This window comes from Roseomonas sp. 18066 (assembly GCF_902706185.1).
In the GTDB taxonomy this organism is placed as follows: domain Bacteria; phylum Pseudomonadota; class Alphaproteobacteria; order Acetobacterales; family Acetobacteraceae; genus Pseudoroseomonas.
Map to the genome: position 1 here is coordinate 1 of NZ_CACSJM010000037.1, position 25,764 is coordinate 25,764.

Annotated in this window: 25 protein-coding genes; 17 read left to right on the forward strand and 8 right to left on the reverse strand. The window is 73.0% G+C overall.

Translation table 11 applies throughout. The annotated features are described in order from the left end of the window. The 10 genes from GVN67_RS09910 to GVN67_RS09955 all read left to right on the forward strand — a co-directional run. Nucleotides 1-506: flagellar hook-length control protein FliK (locus GVN67_RS09910; protein ID WP_200845207.1), on the forward strand; the 506-nt coding region annotated here is incomplete at its 5' end. 31 nt (nucleotides 507-537) lie between these two features. After that, a complete protein-coding gene (locus tag GVN67_RS09915) occupies nucleotides 538-1,221 on the forward strand; it encodes a flagellar hook assembly protein FlgD (RefSeq protein ID WP_159995339.1) in 684 nt (227 codons plus the stop codon). Between the two features lie 220 nt (nucleotides 1,222-1,441). Further along, a complete protein-coding gene (gene fliF, locus GVN67_RS09920) occupies nucleotides 1,442-3,187 on the forward strand; it encodes a flagellar basal-body MS-ring/collar protein FliF (RefSeq protein ID WP_235035219.1) in 1,746 nt (581 codons plus the stop codon). After that, complete coding sequence (fliG, locus tag GVN67_RS09925; protein WP_159995341.1) at nucleotides 3,184-4,206, forward strand: flagellar motor switch protein FliG; 1,023 nt, start codon at nucleotides 3,184-3,186, stop codon at nucleotides 4,204-4,206. Before fliF ends, fliG begins: the two co-directional genes overlap by 4 nt. Next, nucleotides 4,203-4,994 carry a hypothetical protein gene (locus GVN67_RS09930; protein ID WP_159995343.1) on the forward strand — a complete coding sequence of 264 codons (792 nt, stop codon included), beginning with the start codon at nucleotides 4,203-4,205 and terminating at the stop codon, nucleotides 4,992-4,994. Before fliG ends, GVN67_RS09930 begins: the two co-directional genes overlap by 4 nt. A gap of 190 nt (nucleotides 4,995-5,184) precedes the next feature. Further along, nucleotides 5,185-5,502, forward strand: a complete 318-nt coding sequence (gene fliN / locus GVN67_RS09935; RefSeq protein WP_235035220.1) for a flagellar motor switch protein FliN — start codon at nucleotides 5,185-5,187, stop codon at nucleotides 5,500-5,502. 4 nt (nucleotides 5,503-5,506) lie between these two features. After that, the gene (locus GVN67_RS09940) at nucleotides 5,507-7,051 is read left to right on the forward strand and encodes a sigma-54 dependent transcriptional regulator (RefSeq protein ID WP_159995347.1); all 1,545 of its coding nucleotides are present in this window, start codon (nucleotides 5,507-5,509) and stop codon (nucleotides 7,049-7,051) included. Between the two features lie 6 nt (nucleotides 7,052-7,057). Continuing rightward, a complete protein-coding gene (gene flhA / locus GVN67_RS09945; RefSeq protein ID WP_159995349.1) occupies nucleotides 7,058-9,151 on the forward strand; it encodes a flagellar biosynthesis protein FlhA in 2,094 nt (697 codons plus the stop codon). A 17-nt stretch (nucleotides 9,152-9,168) separates the two neighbouring features. Beyond that, on the forward strand, nucleotides 9,169-10,179 hold the full coding sequence (locus GVN67_RS09950) for a hypothetical protein (protein WP_159995351.1): 1,011 nt from the start codon (nucleotides 9,169-9,171) through the stop codon (nucleotides 10,177-10,179). Further along, on the forward strand, nucleotides 10,179-10,973 hold the full coding sequence (locus GVN67_RS09955; RefSeq protein ID WP_200845208.1) for an AAA family ATPase: 795 nt from the start codon (nucleotides 10,179-10,181) through the stop codon (nucleotides 10,971-10,973). Before GVN67_RS09950 ends, GVN67_RS09955 begins: the two co-directional genes overlap by 1 nt. Before the next feature lie 38 nt (nucleotides 10,974-11,011). Here the strand turns inward: GVN67_RS09955 and GVN67_RS09960 are convergent, their stop codons facing one another. Both GVN67_RS09960 and GVN67_RS09965 read right to left on the reverse strand, forming a co-directional pair. Next, entirely contained in the window at nucleotides 11,012-11,392 is a 381-nt protein-coding gene (locus GVN67_RS09960) for a TIGR02588 family protein (RefSeq protein ID WP_159995353.1), read from the reverse strand. Nucleotides 11,393-11,397: 5 nt separating this feature from the next. After that, nucleotides 11,398-12,231 (reverse strand): TIGR02587 family membrane protein, encoded by an 834-nt coding sequence (locus GVN67_RS09965; RefSeq protein WP_159995355.1) that lies wholly within the window; start codon nucleotides 12,229-12,231, stop codon nucleotides 11,398-11,400. 194 nt (nucleotides 12,232-12,425) lie between these two features. On the opposite strand from GVN67_RS09965, the gene GVN67_RS09970 reads away from it, so the two are divergent. Further along, the gene (locus GVN67_RS09970) at nucleotides 12,426-14,111 is read left to right on the forward strand and encodes a methyl-accepting chemotaxis protein (RefSeq protein ID WP_159995357.1); all 1,686 of its coding nucleotides are present in this window, start codon (nucleotides 12,426-12,428) and stop codon (nucleotides 14,109-14,111) included. Between the two features lie 70 nt (nucleotides 14,112-14,181). On the opposite strand, the gene GVN67_RS09975 is transcribed toward GVN67_RS09970, so the two are convergent. From GVN67_RS09975 to GVN67_RS09990, 4 genes are all read right to left on the reverse strand, one after another. Further along, nucleotides 14,182-14,934 carry a DeoR/GlpR family DNA-binding transcription regulator gene (locus GVN67_RS09975; RefSeq protein ID WP_159995359.1) on the reverse strand — a complete coding sequence of 251 codons (753 nt, stop codon included), beginning with the start codon at nucleotides 14,932-14,934 and terminating at the stop codon, nucleotides 14,182-14,184. Between the two features lie 96 nt (nucleotides 14,935-15,030). Beyond that, on the reverse strand, nucleotides 15,031-16,050 hold the full coding sequence (gene pdxA / locus GVN67_RS09980) for a 4-hydroxythreonine-4-phosphate dehydrogenase PdxA (protein WP_159995361.1): 1,020 nt from the start codon (nucleotides 16,048-16,050) through the stop codon (nucleotides 15,031-15,033). A 4-nt stretch (nucleotides 16,051-16,054) separates the two neighbouring features. Beyond that, nucleotides 16,055-17,326: a four-carbon acid sugar kinase family protein gene (locus GVN67_RS09985; RefSeq protein WP_159995363.1), complete on the reverse strand. Its 1,272-nt coding sequence runs from the start codon at nucleotides 17,324-17,326 to the stop codon at nucleotides 16,055-16,057. Between the two features lie 11 nt (nucleotides 17,327-17,337). Beyond that, a complete protein-coding gene (locus GVN67_RS09990) occupies nucleotides 17,338-18,312 on the reverse strand; it encodes a 2-keto-3-deoxygluconate permease (protein ID WP_159995365.1) in 975 nt (324 codons plus the stop codon). Between the two features lie 299 nt (nucleotides 18,313-18,611). On the opposite strand from GVN67_RS09990, the gene GVN67_RS09995 reads away from it, so the two are divergent. Further along, on the forward strand, nucleotides 18,612-19,892 hold the full coding sequence (locus GVN67_RS09995) for an AmpG family muropeptide MFS transporter (RefSeq protein WP_159995367.1): 1,281 nt from the start codon (nucleotides 18,612-18,614) through the stop codon (nucleotides 19,890-19,892). Nucleotides 19,893-19,900: 8 nt separating this feature from the next. Next, nucleotides 19,901-20,293 carry a hypothetical protein gene (locus GVN67_RS10000; RefSeq protein WP_159995369.1) on the forward strand — a complete coding sequence of 131 codons (393 nt, stop codon included), beginning with the start codon at nucleotides 19,901-19,903 and terminating at the stop codon, nucleotides 20,291-20,293. A gap of 264 nt (nucleotides 20,294-20,557) precedes the next feature. Here the strand turns inward: GVN67_RS10000 and smpB are convergent, their stop codons facing one another. Together smpB and dapA are read right to left on the reverse strand one after the other, a co-directional pair. After that, complete coding sequence (gene smpB, locus GVN67_RS10005; protein WP_159995371.1) at nucleotides 20,558-21,043, reverse strand: SsrA-binding protein SmpB; 486 nt, start codon at nucleotides 21,041-21,043, stop codon at nucleotides 20,558-20,560. 76 nt (nucleotides 21,044-21,119) lie between these two features. Beyond that, complete coding sequence (gene dapA, locus GVN67_RS10010) at nucleotides 21,120-21,998, reverse strand: 4-hydroxy-tetrahydrodipicolinate synthase (RefSeq protein ID WP_159995373.1); 879 nt, start codon at nucleotides 21,996-21,998, stop codon at nucleotides 21,120-21,122. Between the two features lie 164 nt (nucleotides 21,999-22,162). On the opposite strand from dapA, the gene GVN67_RS10015 reads away from it, so the two are divergent. From GVN67_RS10015 to secG, 4 genes are all read left to right on the forward strand, one after another. Further along, nucleotides 22,163-24,187, forward strand: a complete 2,025-nt coding sequence (locus GVN67_RS10015; RefSeq protein WP_159995375.1) for a lytic transglycosylase domain-containing protein — start codon at nucleotides 22,163-22,165, stop codon at nucleotides 24,185-24,187. A gap of 13 nt (nucleotides 24,188-24,200) precedes the next feature. Continuing rightward, the gene (locus tag GVN67_RS10020) at nucleotides 24,201-24,689 is read left to right on the forward strand and encodes a phosphatidylglycerophosphatase A (RefSeq protein ID WP_159995377.1); all 489 of its coding nucleotides are present in this window, start codon (nucleotides 24,201-24,203) and stop codon (nucleotides 24,687-24,689) included. After that, on the forward strand, nucleotides 24,686-25,174 hold the full coding sequence (locus GVN67_RS10025) for a CinA family protein (RefSeq protein WP_159995379.1): 489 nt from the start codon (nucleotides 24,686-24,688) through the stop codon (nucleotides 25,172-25,174). The genes GVN67_RS10020 and GVN67_RS10025 overlap by 4 nt, the downstream gene beginning before the upstream one ends. 92 nt (nucleotides 25,175-25,266) lie before the next feature. After that, nucleotides 25,267-25,620 (forward strand): preprotein translocase subunit SecG, encoded by a 354-nt coding sequence (gene secG / locus GVN67_RS10030; RefSeq protein ID WP_159995381.1) that lies wholly within the window; start codon nucleotides 25,267-25,269, stop codon nucleotides 25,618-25,620. Nucleotides 25,621-25,764: the final 144 nt, after the last annotated feature.

The window sequence follows — 25,764 nt, forward strand, 5'->3', positions numbered from 1 at the left end:
CCCCCAGCGCGCCGCTGCAGGCCTATGGCCATGCCGCGCCGCCGCCGCCGGCGCAGCAGGTCGGCCGCGCCGTGCTCGGCGTCGCGCTGCGCGGCAGCGAGGGCGGGCCCAGCCGGATCAGCGTCGCCATCGCCCCCGAGGCGCTCGGCCGTGTCGAGATCAGCATCGAGCAGGATGGCGACGGCCCCGCCCAGGTCAGCGTCAAGGCCGAGCGCGCAGAGACGCTGCTGCTGCTGATGCGCGATGCCGGCGCCATCGAGCAGGCGCTGGCCCAGGCCGGGATGGGCCCCGAGACCGGGCGCAGCCTCAGCCTGGGGCTGAGCGATTCCGGCGGCCAGGGGGCGCAGCAGCGCCAGGACGGCCGCGGCGGCCAGGGGAGCAATCAGGGCAGCGGCCAGGGTGGCGGCCGGCAGGGACAGACCCCGGCAGAATTGGCCGAGGAGGCGGCCCTCGCCGCCGCGGCACGCCGCTTGCAGTCGACCTCCCTGCTCGACCTCGCCGTCTGACCCCGACCCGCGCCGCAAGGATCTTCTCCCAATGGCCACCACCGCCGCCGTCACCACCGCCTCGACCACCAGCACCACCAGCACCAAAGCGAGCGCCTCGGCCGGGACCAAGCTGGCGGGCGACATGCAGAGCTTCCTGGTGCTGCTGACCACGCAGTTGCAGAACCAGGACCCGACCAACCCGACGGATTCGACCCAGTTCACCACGCAGCTGGCGCAGTTCTCGGCGGTCGAGCAGCAGATCGCGACCAACGCCCATCTGGAGACGCTGCTGTCGCTGCAGCAGAGCTCCTCGATGCTCAGCGCCACCGCGCTGGTCGGGCGCAATGTCGAGATCAACAGCGAGACCATGGTGCTGCAGGATGGCGAGACGCAGAGCGTCAAGCTGCCGGCGCTGTCGGGCGCGGGCGGCGCCAGCACGGCCATCGTCACCATCGCCAATGCCAGCGGCACCACGGTGCGCACGGCGACCGTGGCGCTGGGCTCCGACGCCTCCAGCTGGAACTGGGACGGCACGGATTCGAACGGCCGCTCGCTCGCCGACGGCAAGTACACCGTGACGGTGGCCGGCGCGGATTCGAAGGGCGCCTCCACCGGCAGCCTGACCTCGACCCTGACCGGCGCGGTGACCAGCGTCACCCGCACCGACGGCAACCCGACCCTGACCATCGGCGGGCTGACGGTCAGCATGGATAAGCTGGTCGGCCTGCAGTAAACATCCTGCGAGCACCAAGCGAGGCCAGGGCGGTTGCAAAACCCCCTGGCGGCGCGACCATGCCGGGCGCTGCGCAGGGGCGCTGCGTCCCGAACGCATGGCGCCCGACCCTTCCTGCAAGGCCCGGTTAACATCTGATCAACGCCCGCGCGCGAAAGAGTGATCGCGCGGCAGGATACCGCGCGCGGAGGCGGCGGTGAATGCGGCGACTCAGCGGCCCATGACGGGACCGGAAGCTTTGGAAAGCGGCGCGAATGCCGCGCAGGCCAGCGTTGCGGGCGGCATGGGCCGCCTGGTGACCTCGCTGCGCGCCTTCGGGCCCATGCGCCTCGCGGCGCTGGGGATCACCGGGCTGCTGACGCTCGGGCTGATCGCCTTCCTGACCCTGCGCACGACATCCGCGCCGATGGGTCTCCTCTATGGCGATCTCGACCAGCGCGATGCCGGCCAGGTGGTCGCCTCGCTGGAGCGGGCGCGCATCCCCTACCGGCTGAGCCGCAACGGCGCCGAGATCATGGTCCCCGAGGACATGATCCCGAAGCTGCGGCTCAACCTGGCGCGCGAGGGCCTGCCCACCGGCGGCAGCGTCGGCTACGAGATCTTCGACCGCCAGGGTGGCCTGACCACCACCCCCTTCCAGCAGGACATGAACCGGCTGCGCGCCCTCGAGGGCGAGCTGGCCAGGAGCATCCGCAGCCTGGACGGCGTGGCCCAGGCGCGCGTGCACCTGGTGCTGCCGCGGCGCGAGCCCTTCTCCCGCGAGCGCGGCGAGGCGCAGGGCAGCGTCGTGCTGCAGATGCGCGGCGTGCAGCGGCTCGACCGCGAGGGCGTGCAGGCGGTGCTGCACATGGTCGCCGCCGCCGTCCCCGGCCTGAAGCCGCAGAACATCGCCATCGTCGACGGCCGCGGCGAGCTGCTGTCGCGCGGCGGCCAGGTCGGCGCCAGCGGCCTGGTGCAGACCCAGGAAGAGATCCGCCGCGCCCAGGAAATGCGCATGTCGCATTCGGTCGAGGAGATGCTGGAGCGCATCCTCGGCCAGGGCCGCGTCCGCGCCGAAGCCACCATCGAGATGGACCACGACCGGATCCAGACGACGGAGGAGCGCTTCGACCCCGAGAACCAGGTGCCGCGCAGCCAGTCCTCGGTGAACGAGAGCAGCCGCAACGGCGAGCCGCAGAATGTCTCGGTGGCCAACCAGCTGCCCGGCGCGCCGCCGGCGCCGCAGGCCAGCGGCCCGCAGAGCCAGGAGGCGCGGCAGGAGGAGACGGTCAACTACGAGATCGGCCGCACCACCCGCAACACGATGCGCGAGCAGCCGGTGGTCCGCCGCGTCTCGGTCGCCGTGCTGGTGGATGGCATCTGGGAGCCCGGCGAGAATGGCGGCCCCGCCCGCTTCCGCGAGCGCACCCCGCAGGAGATCGACCGCATCAGCGCCCTGGTGCGCGGCGCCATCGGCTATAACGAGCAGCGCGGCGACCGGCTGGAAGTGGTCTCGCTCCGCTTCGCCGACCCGGGTTTTGGCGCGGCGGAAGAGCAGGCGGCCGGCTTCCTCGGCCTGCCGGCGCTGACGCCGGCGCTGACCGCCCGCCTGCTGGAGAGCGGCGTCTATGCCATCGTCGCGCTCCTTGCCCTGCTGCTGGTCGGCCGCCCGGTCGCCAAGCGGCTGGTGCAGGGGATGAACCCGCGCATGGCCGGCGCCCTGCCGGGTGTCGCCGGCAGCCTGCCGGGCCCCGACGACGTGCTGCAGGGCAGCGGCCTGGGCCCGGGCATGGCAGCGCTGGCCGGCGGCGACCCGTCCGAGCCGCTGTCGGATGCCGACCAGACCATGATCGACCTCGCCATGGTCAGCGGCCAGATCCGCATCTCGAGCCTGAACACCCTCGCCGACCTGGTCGACAAGCATCCCGACGAGACGCTGGCGGTGGTCCGCCGCTGGCTCTCGCCTGAAGAGGCCGCAAAGTCATGAGCATGACCACCGTGCGCCGCGCCAGCGGCCTGTCCGGACCGCAGAAGGCGGCGACGCTGATGCTGGCGCTGGGCGAGGAGCGCGCCTCCAAGCTGCTCAGCCGGATGCATGACGACGAGGTGCGCGACGTCTCCTCGGCCATGGCGCAGCTCGGCTCGGTGCCGGCGGAATCGGTCGAGGCGCTGTGCCACGAATTCGCCGAGCAGATCGGCCAGGCCGGCTCGCTGATCGGCAGCTGGGAGACGACGGAGCGCATGCTGCTCCGCTCGCTGCCGCGCGAGCGCGTCACCCAGATCATGGAGGAGCTGCGCGGTCCCGCCGGCCGCACCATGTGGGACAAGCTGGGCAACGTGAACGAGGCGGTGCTCGCCAACTACCTGAAGAACGAATACCCGCAGACGGTCGCCGTGGTGCTGACCAAGGTGCGGCCCGACCATGCGGCCCGCGTGCTGGCGCTGCTGCCCGACAGCTTCGCCATGGAAGTGGTGATGCGCATGCTGCGGATGGAAAGCCCGCAGGCCGAGGCGCTGGAAGGCGTCGAGCGCACGCTGAAGGCCGAGTTCATGTCGAACCTGGCGCGCTCGGCGCGGCGCGACTCGCATGAGCTGATGGCCGAGATCATGAACAACCTCGACCGTGGCGCCGAGGGCCGCATCATGGCGGCGCTGGAGGAGCAGTCCTCGGAGAGCGCCGCGCGCATCCGCTCGCTGATGTTCACCTTCGAGGATCTGCGCCGGCTCGATCCGACCGGCATGCAGGTGCTGCTGCGCGCCGTAGAGAAGGAGAAGCTGGCGATCGCGCTGAAGGGTGCCTCGGAGAACCTGCGCGACCAGTTCTTCAAGAGCATGTCCGAGCGGGCCGGCCGGATGCTGAAGGACGATATCGCCGCCCTCGGCCCGACCCGGCTGCGCGATGTCGAGGAGGCGCAGATGGCCATGGTCGCCATGGCCAAGGAGCTGGCGCAGCAGGGTGAGATCCGCCTGGCCGAAGGCGGCCAGCCCGAGGAGCTGGTGTATTGAGCCTCGACCTCGCCATGGCGCTCGACGAGAGCTCGCCGCTGATCGGCACGCATCACGCGATCCTGTTCCGCAAGCCGGCGACCGCGGCGACGCAGTCGACGCCGTCGCGCCGCATCGCCGGCGGCATGGGCTCGGCGCCGGTGCATATGTTCACCGCCAACGACTTCGACGCGCCCGCCATCAAGGCGGCGGCGCCGGAGCCGGCGCATGACCCGCTGCCCGAATTGCTCGAGGCCGCCCGCGCCGAGGCCTTCGCCGCCGGCCGCGCCGAGGGCATGGCCGCGGGCCTGGCCCAGGGCCGCGCCGAGGTCGAGGCGGAGCGTGACACCACGGCGGTCGCGGCGCTGCGCATGGCCGCCAGCGGCTTCACCGAGGCGGCGCGGGCGAGTGCCGCCATCGCCGAGGATGCCGCGCGCGCCGTCGCCGAGACCGCGCTGGCAGCGCTTTGCGCCGCCATGCCCGCGCTCGGCGCGCGCTTCGGCGCTGTCGAGACCGAGGCTTTCGTCGACGCGCTGCTGCCGGTGCTGCGGGAAGAGCCCGCGGTCACGGTGCAGGTGGAGGAGACCCTGGTGGCGCCGCTCTCCGCGCGCTTCGCGACGATGAAGCAGGTCGAGGTTGTCGCGGTTGCAGGACTCGTGCCGGGCGATGCCGTGCTAAGCTGGCAGTCGGGCGAGGCCTCGCGCCGCGGCGCCGCGGCGCGGCAGGCGGTGGTCGCGGCGCTGGTCGCCTGCGGCCTGGTGACGCCGGCGGCGTTGGCCGACGAGGCCGGCCTGGCGCCGATCGGCTGACGCTGCTTGCCGACGGCGGATGCATGCCGGTGACGATTGCCGGTGAGAATTGCCGGTGACAGATGCCGGTGACGATTGCGTGCGCGAGACAGGCGCATGCTGAAGACTGCCGCGTGCTGGCCCAGAACAGGCCGGCGACAGTAGAGTTCCAGGGTAGAGGCAGAGGGAAGGCAAAATGCAGGACCCGATGATGCGCGGCAATGTGGCGCTGGGCGAATTGCCCGATGTGCCGGAAGGCGAGGTGCCGCGTCGCGCCGCCGCCGATCTCAACGCCGTCTACGATATTCCCGTCCAGGTCAGCGCCGTGCTGGGCCGCGCCACCATGCAGGTCAGCCAGCTGCTGAAGCTGGGCCGTGGCGCGGTGGTCGAGCTCGACCGCAAGCTCGGCGAGGCCGTCGACATCTACGTCAACAACCGCCTGGTGGCGCGTGGCGAGGTGGTGATGGTGGGCGAGAACCGGCTGGGCGTCACCATGACCGAGATCGTCAAGACCGACCGGGTGGGCTGAGCCCATGCCCCGCGTGCTGATCGTCGGCCCCCTGGCGGGGGAGCTGGGGCTGGCCGCGCGCATGGCCCAGGCGCGCGGCGCGCGGATCGCCCAGGTCGAAGGCGTCACCAGCGCCATGGCCCGGCTGCGCGCGGACGGCGCCGACGTGCTGCTCTGCGAGGTGCATCACGACATCGATTGGCTGGTGCGCGCCATGCTGGCCGAGCGCATCCTCTGCCCGGTCATCGCCTGCGGCGTCGATGCCGCGGCCGAGACCGCCGTGCGCGCGATCCGCGCCGGCGCCCGCGACTTCCTGCCCCTGCCGCCCGATGCCGACCTGATCGCGGCCATGCTGCAGGCCGCCGCCGGCGAGCAGCCGGAGGAGCCCGCCGCCGCCGCCGCGCTGCGCGACCCGGTCATGGCCGCGGTGATGGCGCGGGCCGACCAGGTGGCGCGCGCCGAGGCGTCCGTGCTGATCACCGGCGAGAGCGGCACCGGCAAGGAGGTGATGGCGCGGCGCATCCATGCCGGCTCGCGCCGGGCCGCCGGTCCCTTCGTCGCGCTGAACTGCGCCGCGCTGCCGGAGAGCCTGCTGGAGAGCGAGCTCTTCGGCCATGAGAAGGGCGCCTTCAGCGGCGCCGTCGCCGCGCGGAAGGGAAAATTCGAGCAGGCCGAGCGCGGCACGCTGCTGCTCGACGAGATCGGCGAGATGGATCCGCGGCTGCAGGCCAAGCTGCTGCGCGCGCTGCAGGAGCGCGAGATCGACCGGCTGGGCAGCACGCGGCCGATCAAGGTCGATGTGCGCATCCTGGCGGCGACCAACCGCGACCTGATGGCCGAGGTGCGCGCCGGGCGCTTCCGCGAGGACCTGTATTTCCGCCTCGACGTGGTGCGGCTGCGGCTGCCGCCGCTGCGCGAGCGGCCGGGCGATATCCTTCCCCTCGCCGATCTCTTCGCCGCGCGCTTCGCCGAGGTGAACGGGCTGCCGGCGCGGCCGTTGAACGCCGCCGCCCGCCGCGCGCTGCTGGCCTATTCCTGGCCCGGCAATGTGCGCGAGCTGGAGAACGCCCTGCACCGCGCCGTGCTGATGGCCGAGGGCGACGAGATCGGCGCGGACGCCATCGAGCTGGCCGGCGCCGCGCCCGCCATCCCTGCCGCCGCCGCCGGCATCGCCGCCGCCGCCGCCTTCTTCGCCGATCCGCCACGGCCTGCCCCCGTGCCGCAGCCGCCGCTGCCGACGCCGGGCGAGCTCGCCGCCAGCACGGCCAGCACCGCCAGCGCGCCGGCCTATGCCAGCTATGGCGCCATCGCGCCGCAGCCGTCGGCGCCCGCCCCTGCCGCCACGCCAAATCTCTCGGCCGAGGAGGGCATCGCAGCGCTCGTCGGCCGCCGCATGGAGGATGTCGAGCGCGACCTGATCCTCGGCACCCTGGCGCATTGCCTGGGCAACCGGACGCGCGCCGCCGAGGTGCTGGGCATCTCGATCCGCGCGCTGCGCAACAAGCTGCAGGACTACCGCGCCTCGGGCCTGGCGGTCACCGCCCCCGGCGGCGCGGCGGCGGCGGAGTAAGCGAGCGTGGCCCTCGCCCTGCCGCTGCCCGCCGCGCTGAAGAAGTTCCGCATCGGCACCGATGTGGGCCTGGCGCTCGGCGTCATCTGCCTGCTGGCGGTGATGCTGGTGCCGCTGCCGACCATGCTGCTCGACCTCGGCCTGGCGATCTCCATCACCGCCTCGGTGCTGGTGCTGATGGTGGCGCTGCTGCTGCAGCGGCCGCTCGACTTCACCTCGTTTCCCACCATCCTGCTGCTGACCACGCTGATGCGGCTGGCGCTGAACGTCGCCACCACCCGCGCCGTGCTGACGCATGGGCATGAGGGGCCGGGCTCGGCCGGCGGCGTCATCGCCGCCTTCGGCAACTTCCTGATGGGCGGCGACGTGCTGATCGGCCTGGTGGTCTTCGCCATCCTGCTGATCGTCAACTTCATGGTGGTGACCAAGGGCTCCGGCCGCATCGCCGAGGTCGCCGCGCGCTTCAGCCTCGACGCCATGCCCGGCAAGCAGATGGCGATCGACGCAGACCTGTCCGCCGGCATCATCGAGGAGCCCGAGGCCCGCCGCCGCCGGCGCGAGCTGGAGGAGGAGAGCGGCTTCTACGGCGCCATGGACGGCGCCGCCAAGTTCGTCCGCGGCGACGCCATCGCCGGCCTGATCATCACCGCCGTCAACCTGCTGGGCGGCCTGGCCATCGGCATGGGCCGGCACGGCATGGGCTTCGGCGACGCCGCCGAGACCTTCGCCATCCTGACCGTCGGCGACGGGCTGGTGACGCAGATCCCGGCGCTGCTGATCTCGGTCGCCGCCGGCATCGTGGTGACCAAGGGCGGCGGCGAGGGCCGCGCCGACCAGATCCTGGCCGGCCAGCTCGGCACCTCGTCGAAGCCGCTGGCCATCGCCGCCGGCAGCGCGCTGGTCATGGCCACCATGCCGTCCATGCCGGCGCTGCCCTTCCTGGCCATCGCCGGCGTCTGCGGCGGCCTCGCCTGGAACCGGCGCAAGGTGGAGCAGGCCAAGGCCCTGGCGCCGTCCCGCGCCGCCGCACCGCTCGACCCCGCCGCCAAGGCCGCGGCCGAGGAGGCGCCAGTGGCCGAGGCGCTGCGCATGGACCAGCTGCGGCTGGAGATCGGCTATGGCCTGCTCTCGCTCGCCTCCGGCGAGGCGCCGCGGCTGACCGAGCAGATCCGCCAGCTGCGCAAGAGCATCGCGCAGGAGATGGGCTTCGTGCTGCCCAGCGTCCGGGTGCAGGACAACATGCAGCTGATGGCGTCGACCTATGTGGTCCGGGTCAAGGAGGTCGAGGCGGCGCGCGGCGAGGTGAAGCCGCCGATGCTGCTGGCCATCGACCCCAGCGGCAAGCTGCCGCCGCTGCCCGGCGAGCGCTGCCAGGAGCCGGCCTTCGGCCTGCCGGCGCTGTGGATCGAGGAGACGCTGCGCGACCAGGCCCTGGCCCGCGGCTGCACGGTCGTCGATGCCGCCAGCGTCCTGGTCACCCACCTGACCGAGGTGGTGCGCGAGAACATGGCCGACCTGCTGAGCCACAGCGAGACCCGCCGCCTGCTGGACGGGCTGCCGGAGGAGAACAAGCGCCTGGTCGCCGACCTGGTGCCCGGCCAGGCCAGCATCGGCACCGTGCAGCGCGTGCTGCAGGCGCTGCTGGCCGAGCGCGTCTCGATCCGCGACCTGCCGACCATCCTGGAGGGCATCCAGGAGGCGACCGCCGGCGGCGGCGCCCGCGGCCTCGCCAGCATCGTCGCCGTGGTGCGCGCGCGGCTGGCCCGCCAGCTGACCGAATCGGCGCGCGGCCACCAGGGCGACGTGCCGCTGCTGACGCTGGGCGCCGAATGGGAGGCCGCCTTCGCCGAGGCGCTGATCGGCCCCTCGGAGGAGCGCCAGCTGGCCATGGCGCCGTCCCGCGTCAACGACTTCGCGCAGAAGCTGCGCACCGCGCTGGACCGCGCGGGCGCTGCCGGCGACGCCCCGGCCCTGGTCTGCTCGGGCGCCATCCGCGCCCATGTCCGCGCCGTCGTCGAGCGCTTCCGCCCGACCACCCCGGTGCTGGCCCAGGCCGAGATCCATCCGCGGGCGCGCATCCGCGTCCTCGGCAGCGTCTGAGGCCCGGGTAGCAGCCCATGCGCATCCGCGTCATCCGCGCCCCCACGATGACCGAGGCGATGCGGCTGCTGACCGCCGAGCTCGGGCCGGATGCCGTGCTGCTGTCCTCCCGCCGGGTCAATGGCGGGGTGGAGGCGACCGCGGCGCTGGAGGTCGACCCGCCGGACGAGCCGCTGCCGGTGGTGCTGCCGACCGCCGAGCCGGTGCTGGAGCGCGCCACCTGGCCGGCGCCCGCCTCGGCGCTGGAGCCCAGCCACGGCTCCGACGATGCGGCGCTGGCCTTCCACAACCTGCCCGCGCCGCTGCGCGACCGGCTGCTCTCCGGCCCGCTGGAGGCGACGCTGGCCGCCGGCTTCCGCTTCGGCGGGCTGCCCGTCCTGGGCACGCGGCCGCTGCTGCTGGCCGGGCCGCCGGGCGCCGGCAAGACCCTGACATCCGTCAAGATCGCCGCGCGCCACGTGATGGATGGCGAATCACCGCCGTTGCTGATCAACACCGACCACCAGCGCCCGGGGGCGGCCGACCAGCTGACCGGCGTGGCCGAGGTGCTGGGCGCGAGCCTGGCCCAGGCCACCAGCCCCTCCGCCGCGCTGCAGGCCATCGCGCTGCGGCCGCCGGGCGGCGCCGTGCTGATCGACACCCCCGGCACCGACCCCTTCGAGCCGCACCAGGCGCGGCTGCTGGCGGCGCTGATCGCGCAGACCCGGCCGCATGTGGCCCTCGTCCTGCCGGCCGGGCTGGACTGCGCCGAGGCCGCCGAGCTGGCCCGCGCCTTCCGCGCCCTGGGCGCCACCCACCTGGTCGCCACCCGGCTGGACGCGACGCGCCGCCTGGGCAGCGTGCTGGCCGCCGCCGCCGCCGGGCAGCTGGTGCTGTCGGTGGGCGGCACCGGCCCCGAGGCCTCCGGCCAGTTGCTGCCGCTGAACCCTGAATGGCTCGCCGCGCGGCTGCGCCGGCGCAGCCACGCCCCGCCCGCCGCCGACACCCCCTTGCCTGTCCCCCCGCTGACGGCTGGAGTCCTCCCCTGATGCCCGACCTCGCCTTCCGCCCGGACCCGCCGCTCAACTTCCAGCCCCAGGCCACCGCCGGCCGGCTGATCGCCATCGCCTCCGGCAAGGGGGGGGTGGGCAAGACCTGGCTGGCCATCACCCTGGCGCAGACGCTGGCCCAGCGCGGCCGCCGGGTGCTGCTGGCCGATGGCGACCTCGGCCTCGCCAATGTCGACGTGCAGCTCGGCCTGCAGCCGGAGCGCGACCTGCAGGGCGTGCTGGCCGGGCGGATCGCGCTGACCCAGGCGGTGATCCACCATCCCGAGGGCGGCTTCGACGTGCTCGCCGGGCGCTCCGGCAGCGGCATGCTGGCGAGCCTGCGCCCCGAGGTGGTCGAGCATGTGGCGACGCTGCTGCGCGCGGCGACCGGGCGCTGGGACGTGGTGATCCTCGACCTCGGCGCGGGCCTGGCGCCGGCCACGCGCCGGCTGGCGGCGGCGGCCGACACGCTGCTGGTGGTCGCCACCGACGAGCCGACCAGCCTGACCGACGCCTATGCCACGCTGAAGCTGCATGGCACCGACCGGCCGGGCGGCGATGCGCGGATCGTGGTGAACCAGGCGATCGACGTCGCCTCCGGCCGCCGCACCGCGGCGACCCTGCAGCGCGCCTGCAGCACCTTCCTGCAGCGCGACGTGCCGCTGGCCGGGCTGGTGCGGCGCGACGAGCGGGTGCGCGACGCCATCCGCCGGCAGACCCCGCTGCTCAGCCGGCACCCGACCTCGGCCGCGGCGGCCGATGTCGCGGTCCTCGCCCGCGCCGTCGATCCGTGATCCCGGGCCCCGATTCCGGGTCTACGGCAATTTAATCTTCAGGGCTCGGCATAGCCGGTCACCCGCAGCCGGAGCCGCCCGCCGGGATCCTGGCGGAACCACAGCCCGCCACGGGCGCTGGAGCCGCGCGGCACATAGTCGAGCGTGACCTGGCTGGTCTCCAGCACGCGGTCGCCCTCTGCCAGCACGCCCTCCACCGTCACCTGCGCCGCCGTCGCCGGCGCCGCGTTGGTCACCGTGAAGCGCACCAGGAAGGCGCCCTGGCCATCCGGCCGCGGGGCCTCGGCGGCGATGCGCAGCCGCGGCACCGGGTCGCCACGGCTGGCGGAAATGTCGCTGGCGACGACGGCCAGGGTGGCCAGCGTCAGCCCCGCTCCGATCGCCGCCATGATCCATTCCAGCGCCGGCTTGCTGCCCATGGCCGTCACACCACAAGCCGGGCGATGGCGGCGCCGAGTGCTGCCGGAAAGCCCAGCACCACCGTTGCCATGGCCATCATCGGCAGGCTCTCCAGGTCGGCGCGGCCGAAGGTCCACAGCGCGTAGAAGCTGACCGCCAGCGCCAGGCCGTAGCCCGCCAGCGTGTAGGCGCAGAAGGTGCGCCAGAGCCCGGCGCCTTCCGGCCGCCGCTCCTGCCCGGCGAAGCCGATGGTATAGACCAGCAGGTGCAGCAGCAGCAGCGACAGCGCCATCAGCCCGATCAGCGGGACGGGGCGCATGCGCAGCGCGATCAGCAGCACCTCCTCGGTCGGCGCCACGTTGAAGGCCAGGAACAGCGCGCCGGCCAGCATCAGGAACAGCTGCGCCGGATAGCCGGCGCGGTCCTCCCGCGCCTCGCCGGGACGGGCGCCGAATTGCCGCCGCGCGGCCACCGCCCCCATCCCCGCCGGCACCGCCTGCAGCGCCACCATCCCGAGCGCGGCATGCCAGCCGAGATCCGCGGTGACGATGCCGAACAGCCAGAGCAGCAGCCCGCTGCCGACCAGCCCGATGGCGAAGGCCACCAGCGCGTCGAGCAGCGCGTCCAGCCAGTCGGTGGCCGGCTCGAAGCCGCTGTAATAGGCGAGCCCCGCCAGCACGCCGAGGCCGAGCACCAGGAACAGCAGCAGCCGCGGCGGCGTCACCGAGAAGCCGATCGACCACATCTCCATCGTCATCACCAGCGGGAAGGCGAAGATCAGCGCGCCGGCCACGCCGCGCGCCAGGCTGACCGCATAGGCGCGGCTGCCGCGATGGGCCGTGCTGGCCTGGCCTGCCATGGCGCCGCTTTCCTGTTCCCAGGGGTTTCCTGTTCCCAGGGGGCGAAAGGACCGGCGGCGGTGGAAGTTGCAGCCGACAGATGGCGACACGGTCATGTGCCGTCGTCTTTTGCGGCCAACCGGGATTGGGTCGTTAATATTTAAGAAAAGATTCAGAACGAAGACGGGATGGTAAACCAGTCCCGGAAAAAGAGATGCGCACCCTCGTCGGCCGCCTTCGCCTGCGCAGCAAGCTGCTCGGCGCCTTCGGCCTGCTGCTGCTGCTCACCACCCTGCTTGGCCTGCTGGGGCTGCAGCAGCTCAGCCATGTGCAGGCGGGGGTGGTGGAGATCCAGTCCAACTGGCTGCCCTCGGTGCGCGCCATCACGCATCTGCAATTCAGCCTGTCGCGCGAGCGCACCAGCGCCGCCCGCGTGGTCGCCACCGCGGATGCCGAGCAGCGCGCCTCGGCGCAGACCGACGTGGCCAGCCGCCGGCGCGACGTCGAGGTCGATTTCGCCGCCACCGCCAGCCTCAGCTCCACCCCGGGCGAGCAGGCGCTGGTGACCCGAGCCCGCAGCGAATACGCCGCCTATCTGGCGGCGACCGAGCGCGCTCTGACCGCGCCCGGCGGCGACGCCACGGCGATTGGCCTGTTCAACACGGTGGGCGCGCAGGCGATCCGCAAGGTCTTCGCCACGCTGGACGAGCTCAGCGCGCTGAACGAGGCCGGCGCCGGTGCCGCCGCCGAGGAAGCCGCCGCGACCTATCAGCGCGGGCTCTGGCTGACCGGGCTGGTGCTGGCCCTGGCGCTGCTCGCCGGCATCGGCGCCGCCCTGTTCCTCGACCGCCACATTGCCCGCAGCATCGTGGGCCTGGCGGCCGCGCTGCGCCGCATCGCCCAGCGCGACTATGCCGTCGCCCTGCCCGACCTGGCCCGCGGCGACGAGGTCGGCGACATGTCGCGCGCCGTCGACGAATGCCGCACCGGGCTGCAGCATGCCGACGCCCTGGCCGCCGAGCAGGCCGCCGCGCAGCAGGCCCGGCAGAAGCGCGCCGAGACCCTGGCGCAACTGGTCAGCGCCTTCGAGGCCCGCGTCGGCGACATGGTCGGCGTCGTCTCCTCGGCGGCGACCGAGCTGGAGGCCACCGCCCGCGCCATGACCGGCACGGCGGAGGAGACCAATGCCCAGGCCAATTCCGTGGCCTCGGCCGCGCATGAGGCGAGCGGCGGCGTGCAGACCGTGGCCTCGGCGGCGGAGGAGCTCTCGGCCTCGATCAGCGAGATCAGCCGGCAGGTGACCCAGGCCACCAGCGTCTCCGGCCAGGCGGTCGAGCGGGCGCGGGAGACCGACAACACCGTCCGCATCCTGGCCGAGGGCGCCGGCAAGATCGGCGAGGTGGTGAACCTGATCACCTCGATCGCCAGCCAGACGAACCTGCTGGCGCTGAACGCCACGATCGAGGCGGCGCGCGCGGGCGAGGCCGGCAAGGGCTTCGCGGTCGTGGCATCCGAGGTGAAGAACCTCGCCGCCCAGACCAGCAAGGCGACCGAGGAGATCGGCGCCCAGATCGGCGCGATCCAGCAGGCGACGCAGCAGGCGGTCCAGGCCATCGGCGCCATCACCGCGACCATCGACGAGGTCAGCCGCATCACGGTGGCCATCGCCGCCGCCGTCGAGGAGCAAAGTGCTGCCACCGCCGAGATCGCCCGCACCGTGCAGGAGACGGCGCAGGCGACCGGCGTGGTGACGCTGAACATCGCCTCGGTCGGCCAGGGCGCCAGCAGCACGGGGGCTGCCGCCAGCCAGGTGCTGGCCGCCGCCAGCGACCTGTCGCGCCAGTCCGAGCAGCTGACCGGCGCGGTGGACGACTTCGTGTCGAAGGTTCGCGCGGCCTAGAGAACGGCAAGGCCGGGGGGTCTGTCCGAGGCAATGCCTCGGGTCCCCCCCGGGGCCCCTTCTATTCTTGTCAGTCAGCCGGCACGACGCGGACGCCTTCAGCCGCGAAACCAGCACAAGCCTCGACCGCGGCATCGGTCACCAGCGCCACGCCCGGGCGCAATGGCGCCCAGAAGGGCTGCTCCGCCCGCCCCAGCTTCGAGGCATCGGCCAGCACGAACACCTCGGCCGCCTGGCGCATCATCAGCGACTTCAGCGACACCTGCTCCAGCGTGGCCTCGCACAGGCCATAGCCGGGCATCACGCCGTCGGCGCTGGTGAACAGCTTGTCGGCGGTCATGCAGCGCAGCGCCTGCTCGGCCAGGCTGCCGGTGGTGCCCATGCTGATCGGCCGCACCGTGCCGCCCAGCACGACCAGCTCCATCCCCGGCGCATCGGCCAGCACCGGGATCAGCGCCAGGTTGTTGGTGATCACCCGCAGCCGGCGGCCGGCCAGGCGGCGGCCCAGCGCCTCGACCGTCGAGCCGCCGTCGAGGATCAGCGTGTCGCCTTCCTCGACCAGGGCCAGGGCGGCGGCGGCGATGGCGGCCTTGGCGTCGCGGTGCTGCTGGCTGCGGGCGCCCAGGCTTTCCTCGGGCACGGCATGGGCCAGCATCGCCCCGCCATAGGTGCGGGCGATGGCGCGGCGGGCCGAGAGGTCCTGCAGGTCGCGGCGGATGGTCGAGGCCGAGACCCCGAAGCGTGCCGCCAGGCTGTCGACGTCCACGACGCCTTCGGCCATGGCGCCCAGGATATCGTCGTGGCGGCTCTTCCGGTGTCGCATGCGCCGATCTGGACCGGTGTGCACCGGTCCCGCAAGAGCCGTTTTGCAGAAATAGAAGGGGGCGCGGGGGGATACCTCCCCCCGCTGCTTGCTGTCTTACTTGCTGCGCTTCGGCGCGAGATCCACCGCCTGCCGCAGCGCCTCGATCAGGCTGCCTTCGTCGGCGATGCCTTTGCCGGCGATATCGAAGGCGGTGCCGTGGTCGACCGAGGTGCGGATGACGGGCAGGCCGATGGTGATGTTCACCCCGGCCTCCAGCCCCATCACCTTCACCGGCCCGTGCCCCTGGTCGTGGTACATGGCGACCACCAGGTCGAAGTCGCCGCGGGCGGCGCGGAAGAACAGCGTGTCGGCCGGCAGCGGCCCGGTGACGGACCAACCCTTGGCCTGGCAGGCCAGCACGGCGGGGATGATCTTCTCTTCCTCCTCGCCCTGGCCGAAGAGGCCGTTCTCGCCGGCATGCGGGTTGATGCCGCAGACGCCGATGCGGGGCTCGGCGATGCCGGCCTTGACCAGGGTGGCGTGGCCGCGGGCGATGACGCGCTCGACCAGCGCCGGCTCGATCTTCCGGATCGCGTCCATCAGGCCGATATGCGTGGTCACGTGGATGACGCGCAGCTTCGGCGCCACCAGCATCATCGACACCTCGGGCGTGCCGGTCAGATGCGCCAGCAGCTCGGTATGGCCGGGATACTTGTGGCCGGCGGCGTGCAGCGCCTCCTTCGACAGCGGGGCGGTGCAGATGGCGTCGGCCGCGCCGGCCTCGACCAGGCGGGTGGCGCGCTCGATGTAGCGATAGGCGCCCTCGCCCGAGAGGGTCGAGAGCTGGCCGAAGGGATGGCCGGCCGGGATCAGGCCCAGGTCGATGCAGTCGACGGTGCCGATCTGGTACTGGGCGCCCGAGGGCTCCTGCAGCGCCGCGACCTGCAGGTTGGTCTTGGTCAGCGCATCGGCCTCGCGCAGGCGGTTGGCGTCGCCGACCACCAGCGGGCGGCAGATCGCATAGACGTCCGGCCGGGCCAGGGCCTTCATGATGATCTCGGGGCCGATGCCCGAGGCGTCGCCCATGGTGATGGCGACGATGGGGCGGGTGTCGACGGCAGGGGCGTTGGTCATGGGATCAGGCTCCGAGCAGGGCGTGCAGGCGGGACAGGCTGTTCAGGATGGTGCCCTCATGGCCGAAGGCGCCGGCCTTGGTCATCACCGGAATGGCGCGCGCGCCCTCGGTGATGCCGAGCGGCACGCCGGGCTCGACCTCCTCCAGGAGGCGGATGCCATGCACGCCGAGATGGGTCAGCAGCGCGCAGGCGGTCTCGCCGCCGGTGGCGAAGAGGCCGGCGATGCCCGGGGCGGCGGGCGCCAGGAGGGCTGCCAGCCGCTCGGCCAGGATGGCGCCCTGGCTGAGATCGGCGGCGGGGTCGGCGTCGATCTCGACCAGGGTGTCGCGCTTCTGCGCCAGGCTGTCGGCGATGCCGGCGGCGAGCGCGCCCCAGCCCGGATGGCGGTCGCCGGCGCGCAGCAAAGCGGGCGGCACGCCGAAGCGGGTGGCGGTGCCGGACGCCACCAGCCTGGCGGCCGCGGCGCGGGAGGCCTCGGCGACGCTGCCGACGACGACCAGCACGCCGCCCTGGGCTGGCGGCAGCACCGGGGGTGCCGCGGCTTCGGCCGCGGGCGGCAGGGTGGCGGCCAGCGCCGCGGCGATGCCGCCGGAGCCGACCCAGAAGACTTCCTCGGCCAGCGGCAGGCTGGCGGCGGCCAGGCGGTCCAGGTCGGCAGCCTCCACCGCGTCGCAGACGACCGCGTCCAGCCCCTCGGCGATGGCCTGCTGCAGGGCTGTGGCGAGCGCCGCGGGCCCGCTGCGGATGACCGTCAGAGAAAAATGGCGGGCGGTCAGGCCCACGCCCTGCAGCACGCCGGGCAGATGGGCGGTGTCGTAGCTGTGGTCGCGCGCCCAGAGCGGCGTGGTCTCCAGCGCCGTGCCCTGCAGGCGGATGCTGCCGGCCTCGGTGGTGCGGCCGGTGGCCGGGAAGGCGGGGGCGACGATGGCCAGGCGCGGCTGCCCGGCCTGGCGCAGCGCGGCGCAGGTGGCGGCGAGCTCGGCCGCCGGCTGGCCGCGGAGGGTCGAATCGATCTTCTTGATCAGCCCGACGCCGGCGCCGTGATGCGCGGCGAGCAGCGCCACATGGCGCGACGCCGCCGCCCCGGGGTCGAGGCGGCGGCTGTCGGCATCGATCGCCAGGATGGCGGGGGGCGTGGCGCCCCCCTGCCCTTCCGCCGCCCCATGCCACCCCACCGAGGCGGCGAGGCCGCGGCGGGCGAAGGCGATGGCGCAATCGGCGGCGCCGGTCAGGTCATCGGCCAGGATCAGCCAGCGCGGCGGCAGGGCGGCCATTCTTCTTGTCCTTACGCCTGGGGGGCGTTGTCGTGGCGGTTGCCGAAGCGGCGGGCGGTCCAGGCGGTCAGCAGCGGCACCAGCACGGTGGTGACGATGACGGCGGCCGCGACCAGGATGGTGGCGTGGGCCGCGGCATCCGCATAGACCGGGTTGGCCGCCGCCACGATGGCCGGCACCGCGGCGGCATTGCCGGCGGTGGACGCCGCGGCCACGCCGGCGACGCCGGTGCCGCCGATGGCGCGATCCGCGAAGAACAGCGGGATGCCGGTGACCACGACGACGGCGACGCCGAGGCCGAGACCCAGCAGGCCGGCCTGCCACACCTTCGCCAGGTCCAGCCCGCTGCCGAGGGCGAAGGCGAAGAACGGGATCATCACCGGGATGGCGCGGCTGAGGAAGGCGCGCATGTCGCGGTCCAGGTTGCCCAGCAGCATGCCGACCAGCAGCGGCAGGATCGAGCCCACCAGCGTCGGCCAGGGGAAGGCCGAGAGGCCCGCCACGCCCAGCGTGATCATGGTCAGGAAGGGGCCGGATTCCAGCGTCATGACGGTATAGGCGCCGACGTCGCGCGGCTCGCCATACTGGCCCATCAGCGCCATGTAGAGGCCGCCATTGGTGTCGTTCATGGCGGCGACGATGGCCAGCGTCGACAGCCCGGCGAAGACGCCGGCGCCGACCGGGGCCTCGCCCAGGATCTGGCCGAAGATCACGCCCAGCACCATGGCCATGCCGACCTTCACGCCGAACAGGGTGCCGCCCTTCTTCAGGATATAGGGGGTCGCCTTGAAGTCGATGCTGGCGCCCATGCAGACATAGAAGACCGCCAGGATGGTCAGCGAGCCGTTGAACAGCGCCCCGGTGAAGGAGCCGAAGAATTTCGGCGTGTCGGGGAAGAAGGTGGCGATGAGGGCGCCGAGCGCCAGCGGCACCACCATCATGCCGCCGGGCACCGCCTCGATGCCACGCTTGATCGGAATCTGCATCAACGTCCTCACGGACCCGGGCCAGGCCCGGGCCTTTCGTTGTGCGCGAAATGCGCAGAATTGCGGCGTTGCTTCGGCCTCCTGGCGGGGGAAGTCAACCGCATCCTGCGTGGATCGCGCGATTTTAGGCCTGCATACAGCCGCATCAGGCGCTATCTTCGCGCATTTTCCGCATCGTGGACGCTAGGCACCCTGGGATTTCTGCGCGACTCGCGCAGGCTTGCCCGCCGGGTTGATTTTCGCCCACCCCAGGCCGGCCCGGTTCTAAAGCCGCGGCCGGCATGGCAAGTTGGCGGCCCATGCCCCGCCTCCTCCCCGCGATCGCCAACGACCGCCGCTTCCTGATCATGCTGGCCCTCGGCTTCTCCGCCGGCGTGCCGCTGCCGCTGACCGCCTTCGTGCTGCGGCAATGGATGTCGGAATCCGGCATCTCGCTGGCGGCGATCGGCTTCACCGCGCTGATCGGCCTGTCCTATTCGCTGAAATTCCTGTGGTCGCCGCTGATCGACCACGCGCCGCCACCCTTCTTCCGCCGCTGGGGCCGCCGGCGGGGCTGGCTGGCCAGCATCCAGCCGGTCCTCGCCCTCGCCATCCTGGCGCTGGGCTTCACCAACCCGGCGGTCGACCCGGCGCTGACCGTCATGGTGGCCGTCCTGGTCGCCTTCCTCTCCGCCAGCCAGGACATCGTCGTCGACGCCTACCGCATCGAGTTCCTGGAGGAACGCCAGCAGGGCCTGGGCCTGGCCTACTACGTCTGGGGCTATCGCGGCGCGATGCTGGCGGCCAATGCCGGCGCGCTGACCGTCGCCGAATTCGCCGGCTGGCCGCTGGCCTTCACCTATTGCGCGGCGCTGATCGGCGTCGGCTTCCTGGCCGTCTGGCTGGGCCCCGAGCCCGCCGCCGCGCCGCGCGCCGCCATGGCCTGGTCGGCCCGGCTGCGCGCCGCCATCGTCGACCCCTTCGCCGACTTCGTCCGCCGCAAGCACTGGCTGGCCATCCTGCTGTTCATCGCGCTCTTCAAGCTGGGCGAGGCCATGGCCGGCGTGATGGTCGCCCCCTTCTACCGCGAGCTCGGCTTCAGCCGCACCGAGGTCGCCGCCGTCGGCAGCGTCTTCGGCCTGTTCGCCACGCTGCTCGGCGCGCTGGCCGGCGGCTGGCTGGTGGTGCGCATCGGCACCGCCCGCGCCCTGGTGCTGACCGGCATGACCCAGATGCTGTCCAACCTGATGTATGTGGCGCTGGCCCATGCCGGGCACGACATGCCCATGCTCTGGGCCCAGGTCGGCATCGAGAATTTCACGGACGGCCTGGCCGACGCCGCCTTCGTCACCTACCTGTCCAGCCTCACCAGCCGGGCCTTCACCGCCACCCAATACGCGCTGCTCTCGTCGCTGGCCGCGGTGCCGCTGCGCACCATCGGCGGCAGCTCCGGCTGGCTGGCCGAATGGCTGGGCTGGCCCGACTTCTTCCTGCTGACCACCGCGGCCGCGCTGCCGGCCATGGCCATCATGATCTACCTGCTGATCCGCCTGCCGCCGGCGCCCGCCATGCCGGAAGCGGTGCCAGCCCCCATCGAGTGAGACGGCCCATGATCCAAGTCCCGCGCGCCCAGCCCGCCCACAAGATGCTGACCGCCCGCCTGGCGGAGCTGCATCGCACGCTGCTCAACGCCCAGGCCATCGGCCACCCGGCGGCCAACAACCCCTACGCCCTGCTGCAGGCGGTGATGCACGACCCCGCCTTCGCCTGGCTGCGCAGCTATTCGGACCTGATCCTGCGCATCGACGAGGCCGGGGCGAAAGGCGCCACGCCGTCCCCGGAAGCCATGCAGGACTTCCTGGCCGGGGCCACGGAACTGACCGAAGGCGACAACGAAACCCAGTCGAAAACCCGCGCTTTCCTGCTGCGCCGCGACGTGGCCCAGGCCCATGGCGCGCTGCGCGAAGTGCTGGCGGATCTGCGGAAAAGCCTTTCGCAGTAAAGACATAGGGCAAAGGCTGGGGGAATGAATTCCCCCAGACCCCCATCTTCTTTCTGGGGTGACTGCCGTGTCCACGTGGGGACGGGACGTGAAACGGCCCGGCCATAGCGCGACCTGTGAGCTGGCGCTGATTTTATGAAAAAGGCGTCCCGCCGGGACGCCCTGGTGCCGCTTGTGGTGAGGCGGCTGCGGCCTCAACGGCCAACGGAACGGAAAAAAGAAGGGGGTTCGGGGGAATTCATTCCCCCGACCTGCCTCTGATCTTCAGCCCCGGTCCCGCATCAACCTTGCCTTATCCCGCTGCCAGTCCCGGGCTGCAATGGCGTGGCGTTTGTCGGCCTTGTTCTTGCCCTCGCCCAGGCCCAGCACGACCTTGGCGATGCCGCGTTCGTTGAACAGGATTTCCAGCGGCACCAGGGTGACGCCGTCGCGGGCGATCGAGCCGGTCAGCACCTCGACCTGCTTCTTCTTCAGCAGCAGCTTGCGCGGGCGGCGGGGCTCGAACTGCGAGACGAAGCTGCCGGCCTGCCATTCCGGGATATAGCAGTTGAACAGCCAGATCTCGCCGTCGCGCTCGCCGGCCCAGGCCTCGGCGATGGCGGCGCGGCCGGCGCGCAGCGACTTCACCTCCGGCCCCAGCAGCACCATCCCCGCCTCGTAGGTGTCGCCGATCTTGTAGTCGAAGCGCGCCTTGCGGTTCTGCGCGGCGGTGCCGTGGGCGATCAGCGATTTCTTGCGGGGCTCGGCCATGTGTCTCTCAGCATGGGGGGCGCCGCGGCGCCGGCCCCTTCATGTTCGGTCGTGGCGATATGGGGAGGCGGTCGCCTCAGTTCAGCAGCCCGGCGCTCAGCATCGCCGCCTTCACCCGCTCCTTGGTGCTCTCGGCCACCGGCGCCATCGGCAGGCGGCAGAAGGGCGTCGACTTGCCCAGCAGGCTGGCCGCGTATTTCACCGGGCCCGGCGAGGTCTCGCAGAACATGGCGTCGTGCAGCGGGGTCAGCCGGTCCTGGATCGCCATGGCCTCGGCGATGTTGCCGGCTTCCCAGGCGGCATGCATCTCGGCGCAGAGCCGCGGGGCCACATTGGCCGAGACGCTGATGCAGCCCACCCCGCCGGCGGCGCGGAAGGCCAGCGCCGTGTGGTCCTCGCCGGACAGCTGGCAGAAATCGGCGCCGGCGGTCAGGCGGGTGTGCAGCGGGCGGGCCAGGTTGGCGGTCGCATCCTTCACGCCGACGATGTTCGGGTGCCTGGCCAGGCGGGCCATGGTCTCCACCGACATGTCGATCACGCTGCGCGGCGGGATGTTGTAGATGACGATCGGCAGGTCGACCGCATCGGCGATCGCCGTGAAATGCAGGTACAGGCCTTCCTGGGTCGGCTTGTTGTAGTAGGGCGTGACCACCAGGGCGGCGTCGGCGCCGGCCGCCTTGGCGTGGCGGGTCAGCGCGATGGCTTCCGCCGTGCTGTTCGACCCGGTGCCGGCGATGACGGGGACGCGCCCGCCGGCCGCCTCGACGCAGAGCTCGACCACGCGGCGGTGCTCGTCATGCGACAGGGTCGGGCTCTCGCCCGTGGTGCCGACCGGGATCAGGCCGCTGGTGCCCTCGGCCACCTGCCAGGCGACCAGCTCCTGGAAGGCTTTGGGGTCCAGCGCGCCGTCCGCGGACATGGGCGAGATCAGCGCGACGAGGGAACCCTTGAACATGGGACCAGACTTTCCTTCCCGGGGATGGCAGGCGTTTGACGCCGCGAAGCTACGGCCGCCGCCGCCCCGGCACAAGGGAGCCGCGCCGATCGCCGCATGACGGCCCGCCGGCGGCCCCTCTGAAGGCTGGGAGAAGCCGCGCCGATCGGATAGGGTCCGCCCCCATGCACGCCGCCGCCCTGCCTTCGCTCCGCCGCTGGTCCCTGGCCCTGCTGCCGGCCCTGGCCCTGCTCTCCGCGCCGCTCGCCGCCAGCGCCCAGCCCTGGGCGGCCGAGCCGTCGCGCGCCGCCGGCCGCGCCGCCATGGTCGCCGTGCAGGCCGGCCGCTGGTCGGAGGCCGAGGGCATCGCCCGCCAGGGCGCCGACCCGCTGGCCGCCAAGCTGGTCACCTGGATCCGGCTGCAGGTGCGCGGCCAGGCCAGCGCCGAGGAGGTGGCCGCCTTCATGGCCGCCAATCCCGACTGGCCGCTGCAATCCACCCTGACCGCGCGCGGCGAGGAGGTGCTGCCGGTGATGGCGAACGACGCGCTGGTCCTGGCGCTCTTCGCCCGCACCCCGCCGCGGACGCTGCCCGCCACCCGGCAGCTGGCCGAGGCGCTGCAGCGGCGCGGCGATGCCGAGGGCGCCCGCCGGGTGATCCGCGCCGGCTGGCGCGACGGCAGCGCCGACGCGGTGTCCGAGCCGACCTTCGTCGCCGCCTTCCAGGGCGTGCTGACGCCGGCCGACCACCTGGCGCGGTTCAACCGCCTGGCCTGGCTGCGCCAGGGCGCGGCCGCCGCCCGGCTGCTGCCGCTGCTGCCGCCCGAGGCGCGGCTGCCGGCCGAGCTGCGCCTGGCGCTGGCCGGCGGCCAGGCGGGGGCCGAGGCCCAGGCGCTGCCGCGGGCGAAGGACGATCTCGGCCTGTCGCTGGAGCTCGCCCGCTTCTACCGCCAGCAGGAGCGCGACCGCGAGGCGGCCGGCGTCTGGGAACGCGCCGAGCCGCTGCAGAAGGACCTGTCCTCCGAGGCGGCGCGCGCCGTCTGGAGCGAGCGGCAGGTGCTGTCGCGCAAGCTGCTGCGGCTCGGCGATGTCAGCGGCGCCTATCGCATCGCGGCGCGGCACGGCCAGACCGAGGGCGAGGCCTTCCACGAGGCCGAGTTCCTGGCCGGCTTCATCGCGCTGCGCCGCATGGCCGATGGCGCCCGCGCCGCCCAGCATTTCGCCGCGCTCGGCCAGGGCAGCAGCAGCGTCATCACCAATGCCCGGGCGCATTACTGGCGCGGCCGCGCCGCCGCCGGCCAGGGCCGCGCCGAGGAGGCGCGGGCCCATTTCACCGCCGCCGCCGGCTTCCCCACCGCCTTCTATGGCCAGCTCGGCGCCATGGCGCTGGGCGAGAGCGCGCCGCAGCTGGCCGCCCGCATCGCCGGCTATCGCCCGCCGCAGCCGACGCCCGAGGCGGCCAATGCCTATCTCGACCGCGAGCTGGCCCGCGCGGTGCTGACGCTGGCCGACCTGGGCGACACCAACCGCGCCCGCGCCTTCCTGCTGCGGCTGGAGGAGGTGGCGGCGACGCCGGCCGAGCAGATCCTGGCCGCGCGGCTGGCCAATGCCATCGGCCGCCAGGACCATGCCGTCTGGGTCAGCCGCCGCGGCGGCATCGACGGGGTGATGATGATCCCCGAGGGCTACCCCACCCCCTATGCCCTGCCGGCCGGGGCCGAGATCGAGCCCGCCTTCGCCTATGCCATCACCCGGCAGGAGAGCAATTTCGATCCCTCCGCCGTGTCGCCCGCCAATGCGCGCGGGCTGATGCAGCTGCTGCCGACCACCGCGGCGCTGGTCGCGCGCCAGCTGGGCGTGCCGCACCAGGTCGGCTGGCTGACCAGCCAGCCGGAGCACAACATGCGGCTCGGCGCGCGCTACCTCGCCGACCAGATCGCCCGCTTCGGCAACCTGGCCATGGCGGCGGCCGCCTATAATGCCGGGCCGCGGCGGGTCGACGACTGGATCGTCACCTATGGCGACCCGCGGCTGCCGCCGGGCGCGGGCGGCGTCGACATGCTGGACTGGATGGAGCAGATCCCCTTCACCGAGACCCGCAACTACGTCCAGCGCATCATCGAGAATGCGGTGATCTACCGGGCGCTGGCCGGCGACGGCGCGCTGGACCATCCGCTGAAGCCCTGGCTGCCCGTCGGCACCGTCCGTTGAGCCGGGGCCGCTGATGTCCGATCCCGCCGTCGCGGTGGCGCCTGCGCCGCTGGCCGCCTCCCCTGCCCTGCCGCGGCTGCTGGCCAGCCTGGGCGGCATCGGCTTCCTGCGGCCCGCGCCCGGCACCTGGGGCAGCGCACTGGTGCTGCCGGTGGTGCTGGGCGGGCCCTGGGCCTGCCTCGGCCTGGCGCTGCTGCTCAGCCTGCTGGGCTGGTGGGCGCTGACGCGGCTGCCGGCCGCCAGGGCCGATCCCGGCTGGGTGGTGATCGACGAAGGCGCCGGGCAGAGCCTGGCGCTGGCCGCCCTGCCGCTGGGCGGCGGCCTGGCCGGCGTGCTGCTGGCCTTCCTGCTGTTCCGCCTGTTCGACATCACCAAGCCGGGCCCGGTGGGCTGGGCGGATCGCCGCCATGGGCCGACCGGCGTCATGCTGGACGACCTGATCGCCGGCGGCATGGCCGCCGCGGTGATCCTGGCGCTGCGTCTCGGGGGGTTGCTGCCATGACCGTCTTCGAGCCCGGCACGGAAGACGCCGCCACCCGCCTGCTGCAGCGCCTGGCGGCGGAGGGCCTGACCATCGCCACCGCCGAGAGCTGCACCGGCGGGCTGGTCGCCGCGGCGCTGACCGCCATCCCCGGCTCCTCCGCCAGCGTGCTGGCCGGCTTCGTCACCTATTCGAACGAGGCGAAGACCCGGATGCTGGGCGTGCCGGCCGCGATGCTGGAGGCGCATGGCGCGGTCAGCGCCGAGGTCGCCGGCGCCATGGCCGCCGGCGCGCTGCGCGAGTCGGGGGCGGATCTGGCGGTCTCCACCACCGGCATCGCCGGGCCTGGCGGCGCCACCGCGGGCAAGCCGGTGGGGCTGGTCTATCTGGCGGCGGCACGGCGCGGCGGCGGCGTCACGGTGCAGCGGCATGTCTTTCCGGGCGACCGCGGCGCGGTGCGGGCGGCGGCGGTGGGCGTCGCTCTGGCCATGGCGGCGGCGCTGTGACGGCGGCCCGCGGCAGCCATGCCAGATTCATGGCGAAGCGGCGCGTTCTGCCGCTGGCGCTGCCGCCCGAACACGGTTAAGAGGCCCACGCCATGATGACTGTCCTGCTCGTCCTGCATCTTTTCGTGACCCTCGCCCTCATCGGCGTCGTGCTGCTGCAGCGCAGCGAGGGCGGCGGCCTGGGCATCGGCTCGTCCCAGGGGATGGGCTCGTTCATGAGCGGGCGGGGCACCGCCAACCTGCTGACCCGCACCACCGGGGTGCTGGCCTTCCTGTTCATGGGCCTGGCGCTGGCCATGGCCATGCTGGGCCGCGGCACCGGCGCGCCGCGCTCGATCCTGGACCAGCCGCCGCCGGCGGCCAGCTCTCCGGCGACGGGCGCGCCTGCCACGCCCACCCCGGCGGCGCCGGCCACGCCGCCGCCGGCCTCGGTGCCGACGAACTGACTTCCCGAATCGGGCGCCGGACCACCCTCCGGCGCCCGAAACGTTTTATGAGGGCGCTGCCCGGCCGGAAGGCCGCGGCGACCCCTGCTTTCCCAGAACACCAGCCTTGCCGTGCCGCCCGCTTCCCGCGTGCCCGGCCGATTG

Coding starts and splice junctions, on each gene's coding strand:
- GVN67_RS09915 (WP_159995339.1), top strand. CDS start 538: ATGGCCACCACCGCCGCCGTCACCACCGCCTCGACCACCAGCACCACC.
- fliF (WP_235035219.1), top strand. CDS start 1,442: ATGACGGGACCGGAAGCTTTGGAAAGCGGCGCGAATGCCGCGCAGGCC.
- fliG (WP_159995341.1), top strand. CDS start 3,184: ATGAGCATGACCACCGTGCGCCGCGCCAGCGGCCTGTCCGGACCGCAG.
- fliN (WP_235035220.1), top strand. CDS start 5,185: ATGCGCGGCAATGTGGCGCTGGGCGAATTGCCCGATGTGCCGGAAGGC.
- GVN67_RS09940 (WP_159995347.1), top strand. CDS start 5,507: ATGCCCCGCGTGCTGATCGTCGGCCCCCTGGCGGGGGAGCTGGGGCTG.
- GVN67_RS09950 (WP_159995351.1), top strand. CDS start 9,169: ATGCGCATCCGCGTCATCCGCGCCCCCACGATGACCGAGGCGATGCGG.
- GVN67_RS09955 (WP_200845208.1), top strand. CDS start 10,179: ATGCCCGACCTCGCCTTCCGCCCGGACCCGCCGCTCAACTTCCAGCCC.
- GVN67_RS09960 (WP_159995353.1), bottom strand. CDS start 11,392: ATGGGCAGCAAGCCGGCGCTGGAATGGATCATGGCGGCGATCGGAGCG.
- GVN67_RS09965 (WP_159995355.1), bottom strand. CDS start 12,231: ATGGCAGGCCAGGCCAGCACGGCCCATCGCGGCAGCCGCGCCTATGCG.
- GVN67_RS09970 (WP_159995357.1), top strand. CDS start 12,426: ATGCGCACCCTCGTCGGCCGCCTTCGCCTGCGCAGCAAGCTGCTCGGC.
- GVN67_RS09975 (WP_159995359.1), bottom strand. CDS start 14,934: ATGCGACACCGGAAGAGCCGCCACGACGATATCCTGGGCGCCATGGCC.
- pdxA (WP_159995361.1), bottom strand. CDS start 16,050: ATGACCAACGCCCCTGCCGTCGACACCCGCCCCATCGTCGCCATCACC.
- GVN67_RS09985 (WP_159995363.1), bottom strand. CDS start 17,326: ATGGCCGCCCTGCCGCCGCGCTGGCTGATCCTGGCCGATGACCTGACC.
- GVN67_RS09990 (WP_159995365.1), bottom strand. CDS start 18,312: ATGCAGATTCCGATCAAGCGTGGCATCGAGGCGGTGCCCGGCGGCATG.
- GVN67_RS09995 (WP_159995367.1), top strand. CDS start 18,612: ATGCCCCGCCTCCTCCCCGCGATCGCCAACGACCGCCGCTTCCTGATC.
- GVN67_RS10000 (WP_159995369.1), top strand. CDS start 19,901: ATGATCCAAGTCCCGCGCGCCCAGCCCGCCCACAAGATGCTGACCGCC.
- smpB (WP_159995371.1), bottom strand. CDS start 21,043: ATGGCCGAGCCCCGCAAGAAATCGCTGATCGCCCACGGCACCGCCGCG.
- dapA (WP_159995373.1), bottom strand. CDS start 21,998: ATGTTCAAGGGTTCCCTCGTCGCGCTGATCTCGCCCATGTCCGCGGAC.
- GVN67_RS10015 (WP_159995375.1), top strand. CDS start 22,163: ATGCACGCCGCCGCCCTGCCTTCGCTCCGCCGCTGGTCCCTGGCCCTG.
- GVN67_RS10020 (WP_159995377.1), top strand. CDS start 24,201: ATGTCCGATCCCGCCGTCGCGGTGGCGCCTGCGCCGCTGGCCGCCTCC.
- GVN67_RS10025 (WP_159995379.1), top strand. CDS start 24,686: ATGACCGTCTTCGAGCCCGGCACGGAAGACGCCGCCACCCGCCTGCTG.
- secG (WP_159995381.1), top strand. CDS start 25,267: ATGATGACTGTCCTGCTCGTCCTGCATCTTTTCGTGACCCTCGCCCTC.